Source organism: Streptomyces sp. NPDC001927 (genome assembly GCF_053594455.1).
In genome coordinates, this window is the sequence record NZ_JBSFEN010000001.1 from 1,064,194 (window position 1) to 1,078,572 (window position 14,379).

The 14,379-nt window shown below is 71.7% G+C and carries 11 protein-coding genes and 1 riboswitch; of the genes, 4 read left to right on the forward strand and 7 right to left on the reverse strand.

The window, feature by feature from the left end:
- Positions 1–166 precede the first annotated feature (166 nt).
- Positions 167–448 carry an HPr family phosphocarrier protein gene (locus tag ACWCO8_RS04120; protein WP_361767649.1) on the forward strand — a complete coding sequence of 94 codons (282 nt, stop codon included), beginning with the start codon at positions 167–169 and terminating at the stop codon, positions 446–448.
- A 266-nt stretch (positions 449–714) separates the two neighbouring features.
- Here the strand turns inward: ACWCO8_RS04120 and ACWCO8_RS04125 are convergent, their stop codons facing one another.
- The 4 genes from ACWCO8_RS04125 to ACWCO8_RS04140 form a co-directional block, all read right to left on the reverse strand.
- On the reverse strand, positions 715–1,407 hold the full coding sequence (locus tag ACWCO8_RS04125) for a GntR family transcriptional regulator (RefSeq protein ID WP_451030796.1): 693 nt from the start codon (positions 1,405–1,407) through the stop codon (positions 715–717).
- Positions 1,408–1,585: 178 nt separating this feature from the next.
- Positions 1,586–2,371, reverse strand: coding sequence for a M23 family metallopeptidase (locus tag ACWCO8_RS04130; protein WP_451030797.1), 786 nt, complete (start codon positions 2,369–2,371; stop codon positions 1,586–1,588).
- A gap of 13 nt (positions 2,372–2,384) precedes the next feature.
- Positions 2,385–2,550: riboswitch (cyclic di-AMP (ydaO/yuaA leader) on the reverse strand.
- Between the two features lie 223 nt (positions 2,551–2,773).
- On the reverse strand, positions 2,774–4,141 hold the full coding sequence (locus tag ACWCO8_RS04135) for a M16 family metallopeptidase (protein WP_451030897.1): 1,368 nt from the start codon (positions 4,139–4,141) through the stop codon (positions 2,774–2,776).
- A 26-nt stretch (positions 4,142–4,167) separates the two neighbouring features.
- Entirely contained in the window at positions 4,168–5,529 is a 1,362-nt protein-coding gene (locus tag ACWCO8_RS04140; protein ID WP_451030798.1) for a M16 family metallopeptidase, read from the reverse strand.
- A 314-nt stretch (positions 5,530–5,843) separates the two neighbouring features.
- Between ACWCO8_RS04140 and ACWCO8_RS04145 the strand changes: the two genes are divergently transcribed.
- Complete coding sequence (locus ACWCO8_RS04145; RefSeq protein WP_451030799.1) at positions 5,844–8,303, forward strand: DNA gyrase/topoisomerase IV subunit A; 2,460 nt, start codon at positions 5,844–5,846, stop codon at positions 8,301–8,303.
- Here the strand turns inward: ACWCO8_RS04145 and ACWCO8_RS04150 are convergent.
- Complete coding sequence (locus ACWCO8_RS04150; protein ID WP_451030800.1) at positions 8,300–9,355, reverse strand: CobW family GTP-binding protein; 1,056 nt, start codon at positions 9,353–9,355, stop codon at positions 8,300–8,302. The two genes, ACWCO8_RS04145 and ACWCO8_RS04150, sit on opposite strands and share 4 nt — an antisense overlap.
- 408 nt (positions 9,356–9,763) lie before the next feature.
- Here ACWCO8_RS04150 and ACWCO8_RS04155 point away from each other — a divergent pair, with 408 nt between their 5' ends.
- Both ACWCO8_RS04155 and ACWCO8_RS04160 read left to right on the forward strand, forming a co-directional pair.
- Entirely contained in the window at positions 9,764–11,443 is a 1,680-nt protein-coding gene (locus tag ACWCO8_RS04155; protein WP_451030801.1) for an ATP-binding protein, read from the forward strand.
- The gene (locus ACWCO8_RS04160) at positions 11,440–12,123 is read left to right on the forward strand and encodes a response regulator (RefSeq protein ID WP_451030802.1); all 684 of its coding nucleotides are present in this window, start codon (positions 11,440–11,442) and stop codon (positions 12,121–12,123) included. Before ACWCO8_RS04155 ends, ACWCO8_RS04160 begins: the two co-directional genes overlap by 4 nt.
- A gap of 25 nt (positions 12,124–12,148) precedes the next feature.
- On the opposite strand, the gene ACWCO8_RS04165 is transcribed toward ACWCO8_RS04160, so the two are convergent.
- A complete protein-coding gene (locus ACWCO8_RS04165; RefSeq protein ID WP_451030803.1) occupies positions 12,149–13,747 on the reverse strand; it encodes a solute symporter family protein in 1,599 nt (532 codons plus the stop codon).
- On the reverse strand, positions 13,744–14,331 hold the full coding sequence (locus ACWCO8_RS04170; RefSeq protein WP_451030804.1) for a DUF485 domain-containing protein: 588 nt from the start codon (positions 14,329–14,331) through the stop codon (positions 13,744–13,746). Before ACWCO8_RS04170 ends, ACWCO8_RS04165 begins: the two co-directional genes overlap by 4 nt.
- Between the last annotated feature and the right edge of the window lie 48 nt (positions 14,332–14,379).

The following is a 14,379-nucleotide window of genomic DNA, read 5'->3' on the forward strand; positions in this document are numbered from 1 at the left end:
TACGGCCGGGGTACGACACGGGCACCGGTCGCGCGGCGGGTGTGCACCATGCAAGGTAAGGAGGACCGAACGGCCCCCCGGTGGGGGTCGAAGGTCGGCGACGAGCACCCCGCAACCCGTGAGAGACTGGTCTAGACAACCCGCTTGAGACTTGAAGGGCAACACCATGGCTGAGCGCCGCGTCAACGTCGGTTGGGCCGAGGGCCTGCACGCCCGCCCCGCCTCCATCTTCGTCCGTGCCGCCACGGCCTCCGGCGTCCCCGTGACGATCGCCAAGGCTGATGGCAACCCGGTGAACGCCGCGTCGATGCTCGCGGTGCTCGGTCTGGGCGCGCAGGGCGGCGAGGAGATCGTGCTCGCTTCGGACGCCGAGGGCGCCGAGGTCGCGCTCGACCGTCTGGCGAAGCTGGTTGCCGAGGGACTCGAGGAGCTCCCCGAGACCGTCTGACGGATTTCCGGCCGGACGGACGTCGGGGCCGAATGCGCGGGAAGCCGCACACGCCGAATGACGGCGGGTGCGGCTTCTTCTTTTCCGGCACCCCGAAACGTCTCGTTTTCCCGTACCGCGAAACGCCTCCCGAACCGTCCCGCGAAAAGCCTCCTGAAACGTCTCCCGAAACATTCCGTAGTGAATTCCGGGGATCCGGGCAGCCCGAAGAAAGCCCGTCGAATTCCCACCGCCAGGGCGAGCTCTCTTTGTATACGGCCCGCTCGTTAATTCCGGCCGCTCGCGGTGTTGACGACATGTTGCGAAGTCCTCACACGCCCGCGCGGCGGACGCTCGGGGCGCTTCAGCCGGTGCAGCAGCAGGGAGCGCTCGGCGTGCAGCGCGGTCAGGGCGCGGGCTCGTTCGGCGTCGCCGCGCGCCACCGCGTCCACGATCGCCCCGTGCTCCGCCCAGGCCTCGACCGGCTGGGCGGGGGCCTCGACCGCGTACATCCAGGCGATCTTGTGCCGCAGCTGGGTGAGCAGGGCGGTGAGCGCCGGGCTGCCCGAGGCCTGCGCCAGGGTCTCGTGGAACCAGCCGCCGAGCGAGCGCAGATCGTCCCCCTGGCCCCGCCTGGCCCGCTCCTGCCCCAGTCTGACCAGGCCGCGCAGCACCTTGAGGTGCGCCTCGGTGCGGCGTTGCGCGGCCCGGGCCGCGCCGAGCGGTTCGAGGAGCGAGCGCATGTCCAGGAGGTCGGCCGCCTCCTGCTCGGTCGGCTCGGCCACCTGGGCGCCGGCATGCCGGCGGGTGATCACGAAGCCCTCGGCCTCCAGGGTGCGCAGCGCCTCGCGGACCGGGACGCGGGAGACTCCGTACCGGCGGGCCAGCTGCTCCTCGGTCAGCCGGCTGCCGCGCTCGAAGACGCCGGTGACGATGTCGTCCCGGATCGCCGTGCACACCGAGTGCGCGGGAATGCGCATGATCGACCTCCGCCTTAATACGCGCGAAACCGGTTGTCCGGTGACTCTATTGCAGCGGGGCGGTATTTCCGACGGGTCCTCGGTAACCATGGATATCTTTTGGTCAGCGAAAAGCCCCGGCTCAGTACGAGCCGGGGCTTTTCTGACGTGCGGTGCGGGACCTCGACGGCCGGTCGGGTCAGACGTTCACGCCGCGGGCGCGAAGGTACGCGACCGGGTTGATGTCGGAGCCGTACTCGGCGGTGGTGCGGGCCTCGAAGTGGAGGTGCGGGCCGGTCGAGTTGCCGGTCGAGCCCGAGATGCCTATCTGCTGGCCCGGGGTGACGGACTGGCCGACGGAGACACTGATGGCCGAGAGGTGCCCGTACTGGGTGTACGTGCCGTCGTTCATCCGGATGACGATGTTGTTGCCGTACGCGCCGCCCCAGCCGGCCTCGACGACGGTGCCGGAGCCGACGGAGACGACCTTGGTGCCGGAGGCGGCGTGGAAGTCGACGCCGGAGTGGCTGCCGGAGGACCAGAGGGAGCCGCCGGTCTTGTAGCCGGTGGAGACGTACGAGCCGGCCACGGGCAGCTGGAAGGAGTTCAGGCGCTTGCGCTCGGCCTCACGGGCGGCGCGCTCCTTGGCCGCGCGGACCTCCTTGGCACGGGCCTCCGCCTTGCGCTTGGCCTCCGCCTTGGCGCGGGCCTCGGCGACACGCTTGGCCTCCGCCTCGGCGGCCTCGCGCTCCTGCGCGGCGGCCTGGGCGTCGATCTTGTCGGCGAGGGCGTTGTCGGCCACGACGACCTGGGTCAGGCCGGTGTCCTCGAGGGAGGGGGCGTCCGTGTCGGCGGCGAGCGCCGGGGAGGCCAGGGTGCCGATGACGCCGGCGGTGGCGAGGGACGCGATGCCGGCGACGCCGGCGCTGCGGCGCGCCAGACGGCTCGGACCACGATGCTTCCCGGTGGCACGGGTGAACGCCATGTAGTGGCTGATCCTTTCCTTCCTTCTCGCCTACCGGGTTAGCTGACGGGTTCGGAGCAGGAAGGTCTCCTACGGGCCCCTCCGCACGGATGCGAAGGCGTCCGATTCACCCCAGGGACTTCGTGTGGGTCCCCGGCTCCCCAGGCTCGCGCCTGACGGGGACTCGGCGATGACTGTCCGATGCCGCGGGCGCGGCGGGTGCAACTGGCGAACAGCCGGACCGACGCTAAGCGGATCGTCTTTCAATCACCAAACAGACACGCCAGTTTGTAAGACATGCCACAGGGCATACGGCCACCCTTGCCACCAATCCGGACATAGCGGAGGACCCCGACGTAACGTGACGTCGGGGTCCTCCGTTCGCTCCGCTTCGGCGGCGGTGCGCCGCTCGATGCCGCTCGATCAGCCGGTGACGACGGTGACTTCGCCGATGCCGAGGGCCCGGACCGGCTCCTCGATCTCGGCCGCGTCACCCACGAGCACCGTCACGAGCCGGTCCACCGGGAAGGCGTTGACGACGGCCGCCGTCGCCTCGACCGTGCCGGTCTCGGCCAGGCGCGCGTACAACTGCGCCTGGAAGTCGTCCGGGAGGTGCTGCTCGACCTGGTCGGAGAGGGTCGCCGCGACGGAGGCCGCGGTCTCGTACTTGAGCGGCGCCACGCCCACCAGGTTCTGCACGGCCACGTCGCGCTCGGCGTCCGTCAGACCCTCGGCGGCGAGAGTGCGCAGCACCTTCCACAGGTCGTCAAGTGCCGGGCCGGTGTTGGGGGTGTCCACGGAACCGCTGATGGCGAGCATCGAGGCGCCGTGGCCCTCGCCGTCGGAGCGCAGGACCTGGCCGAAGGCCCGGACACCGTAGGTGTAGCCCTTCTCCTCGCGCAGGACGCGGTCCAGGCGGGAGGTGAGCGTGCCGCCGAGGCAGTACGTGCCGAGGACCTGGGCGGCCCAGACGCGGTCGTGCCGGTCGGCGCCCACGCGGCCGATCAGCAGCTGGGTCTGGACGGCGCCCGGCCGGTCGACGATGACCACACGGCCGGTGTCGTCGGCCGTGATCGGCGGCATGGGCCGGGGCTCCGCGCTGTTGCCCGTCCAGGCACCGAGCGACTCGGCGAGGACCTTGTCCAGGTCCACGTCGGTCAGGTCGCCGACGACCACGGCGGTCGCCGTGGACGGCCGCAGGTGGGTCTGGAAGAAGCCACGGACGGCGGAGGCGTCGATGGCCGCCACCGTCTCCTCGGTGCCCTGACGCGGCCGGGACATGCGGGACTCGGCCGGGAAGAGCTCCTTGGAGAGCTGCTTGGCCGCCCGGCGGGCCGGGTTGGCCGTCTCGTGCGGGATCTCGTCGAGCCGGTTGTTCACCAGGCGCTCGACCTCGGTCTCGAGGAACGCCGGCGCGATCAGGGCCTCGGAGACCAGCCCGAGCGCCTTGGGCAGCCGGGAGACGGGAACTTCCAGGGAGACCCGTACGCCCGGGTGGTCCGCGTGCGCGTCGAGCGTGGCGCCGCAGCGCTCCAGCTCGGCGGCGAACTCCTCGGCGGTGTGCTGGTCGGTGCCCTCGGTGAGGGCACGGGCCATGATCGTGGCGACACCGTCGAGACCGGCGGGCTCGGCCTCCAGCGGGGCGTCGAAGAAGATCTCGACGGCCACGACCTGCTGGCCGGGGCGGTGACAGCGCAGCACCGTCAGGCCGTTGTCCAGCGCTCCGCGGTCCGGGGCGGGAAAGGCCCAGGGCCTGGCCGCGCCCGGCTCGGGCTGCGGGTGGAACGTCATGCTCGTCAAAGACGCGGCAGCGTCGGTCACTGGTCCGCTCCCTCTTCCTCGTCGCTGTCGCCCTGCTCGGCGTCGCTCTGTTCGGTACCGATCGGCTCGTAGACCAGCACCGCGCGGTTGTCCGGGCGCAGCCGGGCCGCGGCGACCTCCCGCACCTCGTCGGCGGTGACGTCCAGGACCCGGTTGACGGCGGTCAGGGCCAGCTGCGGGTCGCCGAACAGGACCGCGAAGCGGCACAGTTCGTCGGCGCGGCCGGCGACCGTGCCGAGCCGGTCCAGCCACTCGCGCTCCAACTGGGCCTGGGCGCGCTCCATCTCCTCGGGCGTCGGGCCCTCGGCGGCGAACCGGGCCAGCTCCTCGTCGACGGCCGTCTCGATCTCGGGCACCTCGACGCCACCGGAGGTCTTGACGTCCAGCCAGCCCAGCGAGGGCGCGCCGGCCAGGCGCAGCAGGCCGAAGCCGGCCGCCACGGCCGTACGGTCGCGGCGCACAAGGCGGTTGTGGAGCCGGGACGACTCGCCTCCGCCGAGCACGGTCAGGGCGAGGTCGGCGGCGTCGCACGCGCGCGTGCCGTCGTGCGGGAGGCGGTAGGCGGCCATCAGCGCGCGGGCCGGTACCTCCTCCTCGACGACCTCGCGCAGCTGCTCCCCGATGGTGTCGGGGAGGGTGCCGTCGCGCGGGGGCAGCTTGCCGTCGTGGGACGGGATGGAGCCGAAGTACTTCTCGATCCAGGCCAGCGTCTGCACCGGGTCGATGTCGCCGACGACCGAGAGGACCGCGTTGTTCGGCGCGTAGTACGTACGGAAGAAGGCCCGCGCGTCCTCCAGCGTCGCCGCGTCCAGGTCGGCCATGGAGCCGATCGGCGTGTGGTGGTACGGGTGGCCGTCGGGGTACGCGAGGGCGGTCAGCTTCTCGAAGGCCGTGCCGTAGGGCACGTTGTCGTACCGCTGGCGGCGCTCGTTCTTGACGACGTCCCGCTGGTTCTCCATGGACTCGTCGTCCAGGGCGGCGAGCAGGGAGCCCATGCGGTCCGCCTCCAGCCAGAGCGCGAGCTCCAGCTGGTGCGTCGGCATGGTCTCGAAGTAGTTGGTGCGCTCGAAGCTCGTCGTGCCGTTGAGCGAGCCACCCGCGCCCTGCACCAGCTCGAAGTGGCCGTTGCCTTGGACCTGCTTCGAGCCCTGGAACATCAGGTGCTCGAAGAGGTGGGCGAGGCCGGTGCGGCCGGCGACCTCGTGGCGGGAGCCGACGTCGTACCAGAGGCACACCGCGGCGACCGGGGTCAGGTGGTCCTCGGAGAGCACCACCCGCAGGCCGTTGGCCAGCCGGTGCTCGGTCGCTGTCAGGCCGCCTGAGCCGGCCTCTGCCGTGGCCGTGTGACCCATGGGCATGTACGTCCCTTCGATCGCGATATGGAAAAGTCCTGCCACCCTATGCAAGCGCACTGACCCCTCGCGAAGTTCCCACAGCTTCCCTGCGTCCCTCTTCCGGGTCGCGTGGGCGTCGCGGAAACGATTCACGGCCCGTTGGCGGACGCTCACGGCCCGGTCGCGGACGGCTCACGAACCGCTCGCGGACCGTGCTCGGACCGCTCCGCTAAGGCCCGACCGCCGCTCACGCCCGGGTCGCGGTCGGCGTTGTCGGTGGGACGGTCCACAATGGTCCGCGTCAGATCAACCTTGTTGGTGAAGGAGCCGCAGCCGCGATGGCCCGCCGCAGCACGAAGACACCGCCGCCGGACGACGCGTTCGAGGAGAGGATCCTCGACATCGACGTCGTCGACGAGATGCAGGGCTCCTTCCTCGAGTACGCGTACTCGGTGATCTACTCCCGCGCGCTGCCGGACGCCCGCGACGGCATGAAGCCGGTGCAGCGCCGCATCGTGTACCAGATGAACGAGATGGGGCTCCGCCCCGACCGCGGCTATGTGAAGTGCGCCCGCGTCGTCGGCGAGGTCATGGGCAAGCTGCACCCGCACGGCGACGCGTCGATCTACGACGCGATGGTGCGCATGGCCCAGCCCTTCTCCATGCGCCTCCCGCTGGTCGACGGCCACGGCAACTTCGGCTCGCTCGGCAACGACGACCCGCCGGCCGCCATGCGGTACACCGAGTCGAAGATGGCTGCCGCCGCGCTGATGATGACGGAGTCCATCGACGAGGACACCGTCGACTTCACGCCGAACTACGACGGCCAGGAGCAGGAGCCGGTCGCGCTGCCGGCCGCGTATCCGAACCTGCTGGTCAACGGCGCCTCGGGCATCGCGGTCGGCATGGCGACGAACATGCCCCCGCACAACCTGGGCGAGGTCATCGCGGCCGCCCGGCACCTGATCCGCCACCCGAACGCGGACCTCGAGGCGCTCATGCGCTTCGTGCCGGGCCCCGACCTGCCCACCGGCGGCCGGATCGTCGGCCTCTCCGGCATCAAGGACGCGTACGAGAACGGCCGCGGCACATTCAAGATCCGCGCCACCGCGACGGTGGAGAACGTGACGGCCCGGCGCAAGGGCATCGTCGTCACCGAGCTGCCCTTCACGGTCGGCCCGGAGAAGGTCATCTCCAAGATCAAGGACCTGGTCGGCTCCAAGAAGCTCCAGGGCATCGCCGACGTCAAGGACCTCACCGACCGCAGCCACGGCCTGCGCCTGGTCATCGAGGTCAAGAACGGCTTCGTGCCGGAGGCGGTCCTTGAGCAGCTCTACAAGCTGACGCCGATGGAGGAGTCCTTCGGCATCAACAACGTGGCGCTGGTCGACGGCCAGCCGCTCACGCTCGGCCTCAAGGAGCTCCTCGAGGTCTATCTCGACCACCGCTTCGACGTGGTGCGCCGACGCTCCGAGTTCCGCCGTACGAAGAAGCGCGACCGGCTGCACCTGGTCGAGGGCCTGCTCGTCGCGCTGCTCGACATCGACGAGGTCATCCGCCTCATCCGCTCCAGCGAGAACTCGGCGCAGGCGAAGGAGCGGCTGATCGAGCGCTTCTCGCTGAGCGAGGTCCAGACGCAGTACATCCTGGACACCCCGCTGCGCCGGCTCACCAAGTTCGACCGGATCGAGCTGGAGACCGAGCGCGACCGGCTCAACGGCGAGATCGACGAGCTGACCGGGATCCTGGAGTCCGACAGCGAGCTGCGCAAGCTGGTCTCGGCGGAACTGGCGGCGGTGGCCAAGAAGTTCGGCACCGACCGTCGGACGGTCCTGCTGGAGTCGGCGGGCGCTTCGGTCGCCGCCGTGTCCCTCGAGGTCGCGGACGACCCCTGCCGGGTGCTGCTGTCCTCGACGGGGCTGCTGGCGCGTACGGCCACGGCGGAGATCCCGGCCCCCGCCGAGGACGGCAAGCGTGCGAAGCACGACGTGATCGTCTCGGCGGTCCCGGCGACGCAGCGCGGCGACGTCGGCGCGGTGACTTCCACCGGTCGGCTGCTGCGGCTCGCCGTGATCGACCTGCCCCAGCTGCCGGACACGGCCGCCGCGCCGAACCTGGCGGGCGGGGCGCCCCTGGCGGAGTTCCTGACCCTGGAGGACGACGAGACGGTGGTCTGTCTGACCACGCTCGACGAGTCCTCGCCGGGTCTGGCGCTCGGCACGCTGCAGGGCGTGGTCAAGCGCGTGGTCCCGGACTATCCGTCGAACAAGGACGAGCTGGAGGTCATCACCCTCAAGGAGGGTGACCGGATCGTCGGCGCGACCGAGCTGCGGACGGGCGAGGAGGACCTGGTCTTCATCACCTCCGACGCCCAACTGCTGCGCTACCAGGCCTCGCAGGTACGACCCCAGGGCCGGCCGGCGGGCGGCATGGCGGGCATCAAGCTGGCGGACGGCGCCGAGGTGCTCTCGTTCACCGCGGTGGACCCGGCGGCGGACGCGGTGGTCTTCACGGTCGCCGGCTCCACGGGCACGCTGGACGACGGCGCCGCCACGTCGGCGAAGCTGACGCCGTTCGACCAGTACCCCCGCAAGGGCCGTGCGACCGGTGGTGTGCGCTGCCAGCGGTTCCTGAAGGGCGAGGACGTGCTCATCCTGGCCTGGGCGGGCGCCACCCCGGCGTACGCCGCACAGGAGAACGGCACGCCGGTGGACCTGCCCGAGGTAGACCCGCGCCGCGACGGCTCGGGCACCCCGCTGCCCAAGCCGGTCTCGGTGCTGGCGGGCCCGGCGAACTAGCCCTCTTCCGGCTCGTTCTCGTTCTCGTTGTCCTGTACGTACCGCAGGACGCCCCACATGCTGTGCTCGTCGGGGGCGTCCTGCGGGCCGTTCACGCGGCAATCGTCGAGCGCCTTACGCAGGGCCCCGGCGTCGATGTCGGAGCCGATGAGGACGAGCTCGGTGAGCCGCTCCTGCCCGGCGGTCCAGGGCTCGGGGTAGAAGCGCAGGAACCTGCCGACGGCGTGCACGGCATAGCGGTTGGCGGGGTCGGCGGCGCCGAAGTCGAGGAAGCCCTTGATGCGGTAGAGGCCCTCGGGCCGGGAGTCGAGGAACTCCATGAGCCTGCGCGGGTGGAGCGCGGTGCCGGAGGACAGGGAGAGGGTCTCGTAGGCGGCGTGCGGATGGTCGTGCGCGTCGTCGTCCCCGTACAGCAGGTCCTCGATCGACATCTGCCCCTCGATCTCCCCCTCGGGCACGACCCGGTCGAAGAGCAGTTCGGGGTCGACGCGGCCATGCGCGGCCCGGACCACGGCGGCGCGCCCGGCGAGCCGCGCGACGCTGTCATGAACCGCTGCCAGCTCCCCCTCCCCCACCCGATCGACCTTGTTGAGGACGACGAGGTCGGCAAGAGCCAGATGCCGGTCGGTCTCGGGGTGCGCGGCCCGGGTCCGCGCGAACTCGGCGGCGTCGACGACCTGCACGAGCCCGCCGTAGACGACGCGCTCGTTCTCGCTGGCGAGCACCATCCGCACGAGCTCCTGGGGCTCGGCGAGACCGCTCGCCTCGATGACGATCACGTCGAGCCGAGCCTCGGGACGGGTGAGCACCTCCAGGTACTCGTCCAGCTCACTCGCGTCGACGGCACAGCACAGGCACCCGTTCCCGAGCGAGACGGTGGAGCCGACCTGCCCGGCGACGGTCATGGCGTCGATCCCGATGTCCCCGAAGTCATTGACCATGACCCCGATCCGAGTCCCGCGGGCGCTGCGCAGCAGATGGTTGAGCAGCGTCGTCTTGCCCGACCCGAGAAACCCGGAGAGAACGACGACGGGAATCTGCTGCTTGGTCAAGGGAAACCCCTCCGACGACTAGACACACACCAAAGCCCCCAGAATAGGCAACCGCCCCCCAACCGGCCCTCACCCCACCGCCCCGGGCCCACGACGGCACACAGGGCGCACGGGCACGGCGGCCCGAGACACACACGCCCTTTCCCTTCCCGCGACGCGAAGCCGTCGCGTCCCACCGCCCCGCAGCCGCCGACGGCGGGCAACCGCCCACTGGGCGACCCGCACCTCTGCCCTCCTTCCCGCACGGGTGCTGCGGGTGGGAACCCCAAGCCCTGCTGGAGGCCGGGCGCACCCCCACCGGCCCGCGGCCGCACCACACGCCCCCGCCCACCGCCACCCCGCGCCGCCGCCCGCCCAAGGGCCCCGTACATTTCCGGTCCCCGCCCCCACCCCCGTACCGTTCCTGCCATGCCCCCCGCAGCGACCACCCCCACGCGACGCAGGCGCTTCGGCTGGCCGAGGCGGGTCTTCGCCCAGGTCCTCCTGATGCAGCTGGCCATCGCCGCCGGCGTCACCGTGCTCGCCACCGGCCTCTTCCTCGCCCCGCTGAGCGACCAGCTCGACGACCAGGCCATGCAGCGCGCCCTCGCCATCGCCGAGACCACCGCCTCCCCCGAGGTCGCGGCCGCGCTGCGGACCACCGGGCCCACGCCCGAGGGCCCGGTGCAGCGCGAGGCCGAGCGGATCCGGCAGGCCACGGGCGCCGAGTACGTCGTGATCATGGACACCCGGGGCGTCCGCTGGTCCCACACCGACCGGACCCAGATCGGCAGGATCGTCTCCACGGACCCCAGCGCCGCGCTCGCGGGCCGCGAGGTCATGGAGATCGACAACGGCACCCTCGGCCGTTCGGCCAGAGGCAAGGCCCCTCTGCGGGACGCGGACGGAACCATCGTCGGCGCGGTCTCCGTCGGCATCGAGTACGACAGCGTCCACGACCGGCTCCTCGGGGCGATCCCCGGGCTCCTCGCGTACGCGGGCGGCGCCCTGGCGGCCGGTGCCCTGGCCGCGTACCTGATCTCGCGCAGGCTCCAGCGCCAGACCCACGACCTCGCGTTCTCGGACATCTCCGCACTCCTCGCCGAGCGCGAGGCGATGCTCCACGGCATCCGCGAGGGCGTCGTCGCCCTCGACCGCACCGGACGCGTCCGGCTCCTGAACGACGAGGCGCAGCGGCTGCTCGGCATCGGCCCCGAAGCGACCGGGCGCCCGCTGGAGGACGCGCTCGGTTCCGGTCGTACGGCCGATGTGCTGGCCGGCCGGGTCACGGGTGAGGACCTGGTCACGGTACGAGGCAACCGTGTGCTGATCGCCAACCGGATGCCGACGGACGACGGTGGCGCCGTCGCCACCCTCCGCGACCGGACCGAGCTGGAGCGGCTCGGCCGGGAGCTGGACTCCACCCGGGGCCTGATCGACGCCCTCCGCGCCCAGGACCACGAGCACGCCAACCGGCTGCACACCCTCCTGGGCCTGCTGGAGCTGGAGATGCACGACGAGGCGGTCGAGTTCGTCACCGAGGTCGTCGGCGTCCACCGGGCCACTGCCGAGCAGGTCACGGAGAAGGTCCACGACCCGCTGCTCGCCGCGCTCCTGGTCGGCAAGGCCACGGTCGCCGCCGAACGAGGCGTGTCCCTGCGGATCTCCACCGACTCGCTCCTCCCGGACCGGCTGGTCGACCCCCGCGAGCTGGTCACGGTCGTCGGCAACCTCGTCGACAACGCCCTGGACGCCGCCGCGGCCACCGCCCACGCGCGCGTGGAGATCGCCCTGCGGGCCGAGGGCCGTACGGTCGTCCTGCGGGTCACCGACAGCGGTCCCGGCGTACCGGACGACCGCCGCGAGCTGATCTTCACCGAGGGCTGGACCACGAAGGAGCTGCCCTCCCACGGCAAGCGGGGCCTGGGTCTGGCCCTCGTACGCCGGCTCGCCGAACGCCGCGGCGGCAGCGCCCTGGTCGGCGCGGGCCCGGACGGCAACGGCGCCGAGTTCACCGTCGTCCTCCCGGAAGCGCTGAACGAGCCGGCGCCGCAGAAAGACCCGGACCCGGCGGAGCGTACGGCCGCACCCGTAGGAGATCCGCGATGATCGACGTACTCGTCGTGGACGACGACACCCGCGTGGCACAGATCAACGCCGCGTACGTGACGAAGGTGCCCGGTTTCCGGGTCGTCGCCACCGCCCACTCCACGGCGGAGGCGCTCGCCCGCCTGAGCGAGGTACCGGTCGACCTGATCCTGCTCGACCACTACCTGCCCGACGAGAACGGACTCGCGGTCGTACGGGAGCTGCGCCGCCTCGGCCACCAGACCGACGTGATCATGGTGACGGCGGCGCGCGACGTGGCGACCGTCCAGGCGGCGATGCGCCACGGCGCGCTGCAGTACCTGGTCAAGCCCTTCGCCTTCGCGGGGCTCCGCGCCAAGCTGGAGGCGTACGCAGGCCTGCGCGACACGCTCGAACGCGGCGGCGAGGCCGAACAGGCCGAGGTCGACCGCATCTTCGGCGCCCTCTCGGCGGGCGCGGTGGAGCCGGACCTCCCCAAGGGCCACTCCCCCACCACCGCGGAGCTGCTGCGCCAGGTGCTGCTGGCCGCCGACGGGGCTCTGTCCGCGCAGGAGATCGCCGAGCGGGCGGGGGTGAGCCGGCAGACCGCGCAGCGCTATCTCAAGCTGCTCGAACGGGCCGGCCGGGTGCGGCTCTCGCTGAAGTACGGCGAGACGGGCCGCCCCGAGCACCGGTACGTCTGGGTGAAGGCGACCGGCTGAGCCCTGCGGAGGCTCCCTCCGGGCCTCAGACCGCCCCGGCCCCCGTCAGGGCCCTGACCTCCGTCTCCGCGTGCTTGGCCGCGTCCGGCGGCTCGGGCGAGGTGACGGTGCCGATCCAGCCCGCCAGGAAGCCGAGCGGGATGGAGACCAGGCCGGGGTTCTGGAGCGGGAAGACATGGAAGTCCACGCCGGGGAAGAGCGCCTCGGGGCTGCCGGAGACGACCGGCGAGAGGACCACGAGCAGCATCGCGGGAACGAGCCCTCCGTACACCGACCAGACGGCGCCGCGCGTGGTGAAGTTCCGCCAGAACAATGAGAAGAGCAGCACCGGCAGGTTGGCCGAGGCGGCGACCGCGAAGGCGAGGCCGACCAGGAACGCCACGTTGAGGTCGCGGGCGAGCAGGCCGAGCCCGATCGCGGCCGCGCCGATCCCGGCCGCGGCCATCCGCGCCACGGTCACCTCGCTGTACTGCTTGGCCCGCGCGCGCCTGCGGCGCAGCGAGGCGTACAGGTCGTGGGCGACGGAGGCGGACGAGGCGAGCGTGATGCCGGCGACGACGGCCAGGATGGTGGCGAAGGCGATGGCGGCGACGATCGCGAACAGCACCGTGCCCCCGGTCGACCCGGCCCCTCCGCCGAGGTCGAGGGCGAGCAGCGGTACAGCGGTGTTCCCTGCGGCGTTGGAGGCACGGACGGCGTCGGGGCCGATGATCGCGGCGGCGCCGAAGCCGAGGACGATCGTCATGAGGTAGAAGCCGCCGATGAGTCCGATGGCCCAGACGACCGAGCGGCGGGCGGCCCGCGCGGTGGGCACGGTGTAGAACCGGGACAGGATGTGCGGCAGGCCCGCCGTGCCCAGGACGAGGGCGAGGCCGAGGCTGATGAAGTCGAGCCGGGCGGTCCATTCGCCGCCGTAGCGCAGGCCCGGCGCGAGGAAGTCCCGTCCGTGTCCGCTGCGTTCGGCGGCCGTGGCGAGCAACTGGTTGAAGTCCCCGTGGAATCGGAGCAGCACCAGCACGGTGAGGGCGATCGTGCCGGCGATGAGCAGCACGGCCTTGACGATCTGGATCCAGGTGGTGGCCCGCATGCCGCCGAGCGACACGTAGATCACCATCAGCGCGCCGACGCCGATCACGGTCCAGGAGCGGGCGGCCTCGCTGGTGCCCCCGAGGAGGAGGGCGACCAGGCTGCCGGCCCCGACCATCTGGGCCACGAGATAGAGCACGGAGACGGTGACGGAGGACGTGCCGGCGGCGATCCGGACGGGGCGCTCCGCCATCCGCGCCGCGACGACGTCGGCGAGCGTGAACCGGCCGCAGTTGCGCACCAGTTCGGCCACCAGGAAGAGGACGACCAGCCAGGCGACGAGGAAGCCGACGGAGTACAGCATGCCGTCATAGCCGAAGAGCGCGATCAGGCCGGAGATGCCGAGGAAGGAGGCGGCGGACATGTAGTCGCCGGCGATGGCGAAACCGTTCTCCAGGGGCGAGAAGAGCCGTCCCCCGGCGTAGAACTCCTCGGCCGAGCCGTGCCGGTTCCGGCTCACCCAGGTGGTGATCCCGAGGGTCACGGCGACAAAGGCGCTGAACAGCAGCAGCGCGAGCATCTGATGGTCGTTGGTCACCGCTGCACTCCCCGTGTCATCTCCTGTGCCCGCGTCTCGTCGAACACCGTCCACCGCAGCTCCAGCGCGGCCCGGTCCCGCCGGAGCCGGGCGTGCCGGGCGTAGGCCCAGGTCAGCAGGAAAGTGGTGAGGAACTGCCCGAGCCCGGCCAGCATCGCCACGTTGATCATCCCGACGACGGGCCGGGCCATCAGCTCAGGTGCCGCCGTCGCCGCCACGACATAGGCGAGGTACCAGAGGAGGAAGGCGAAGGTCGCCGGGATCACGAACCGCCGGTAGCGGCTGCGCACTTCCTGGAAGGCCGGGCTGCGCTGGACCTCCAGGTAGACGGCCGCCGCACTCCGGTCGGAGCCGTGCACCGAGCCGCGCTCGGACCCGTGCCCCGAGTCTCGCCGCCCCGAACCGTGCGCCGACCCGTGTTCAGGCTGCTGTCGCGGTACGGCTCCGGTCGCCGGCGCTGCGGTCCCGTCCTCGGTGGTCGGTGCCTCCGCGTCGACCGACTCGCCCCAGCCGGAGGCGAGTGCGTCGTACCAGGGGTCGTCGATCCGCACCGCGGGGACGCCCGGCCCTTCGTCCTTCTCCACCGCTGAACTCTCCTTGTCAGCGAACCGTTTCGGCCGCGTGCCCAAGGA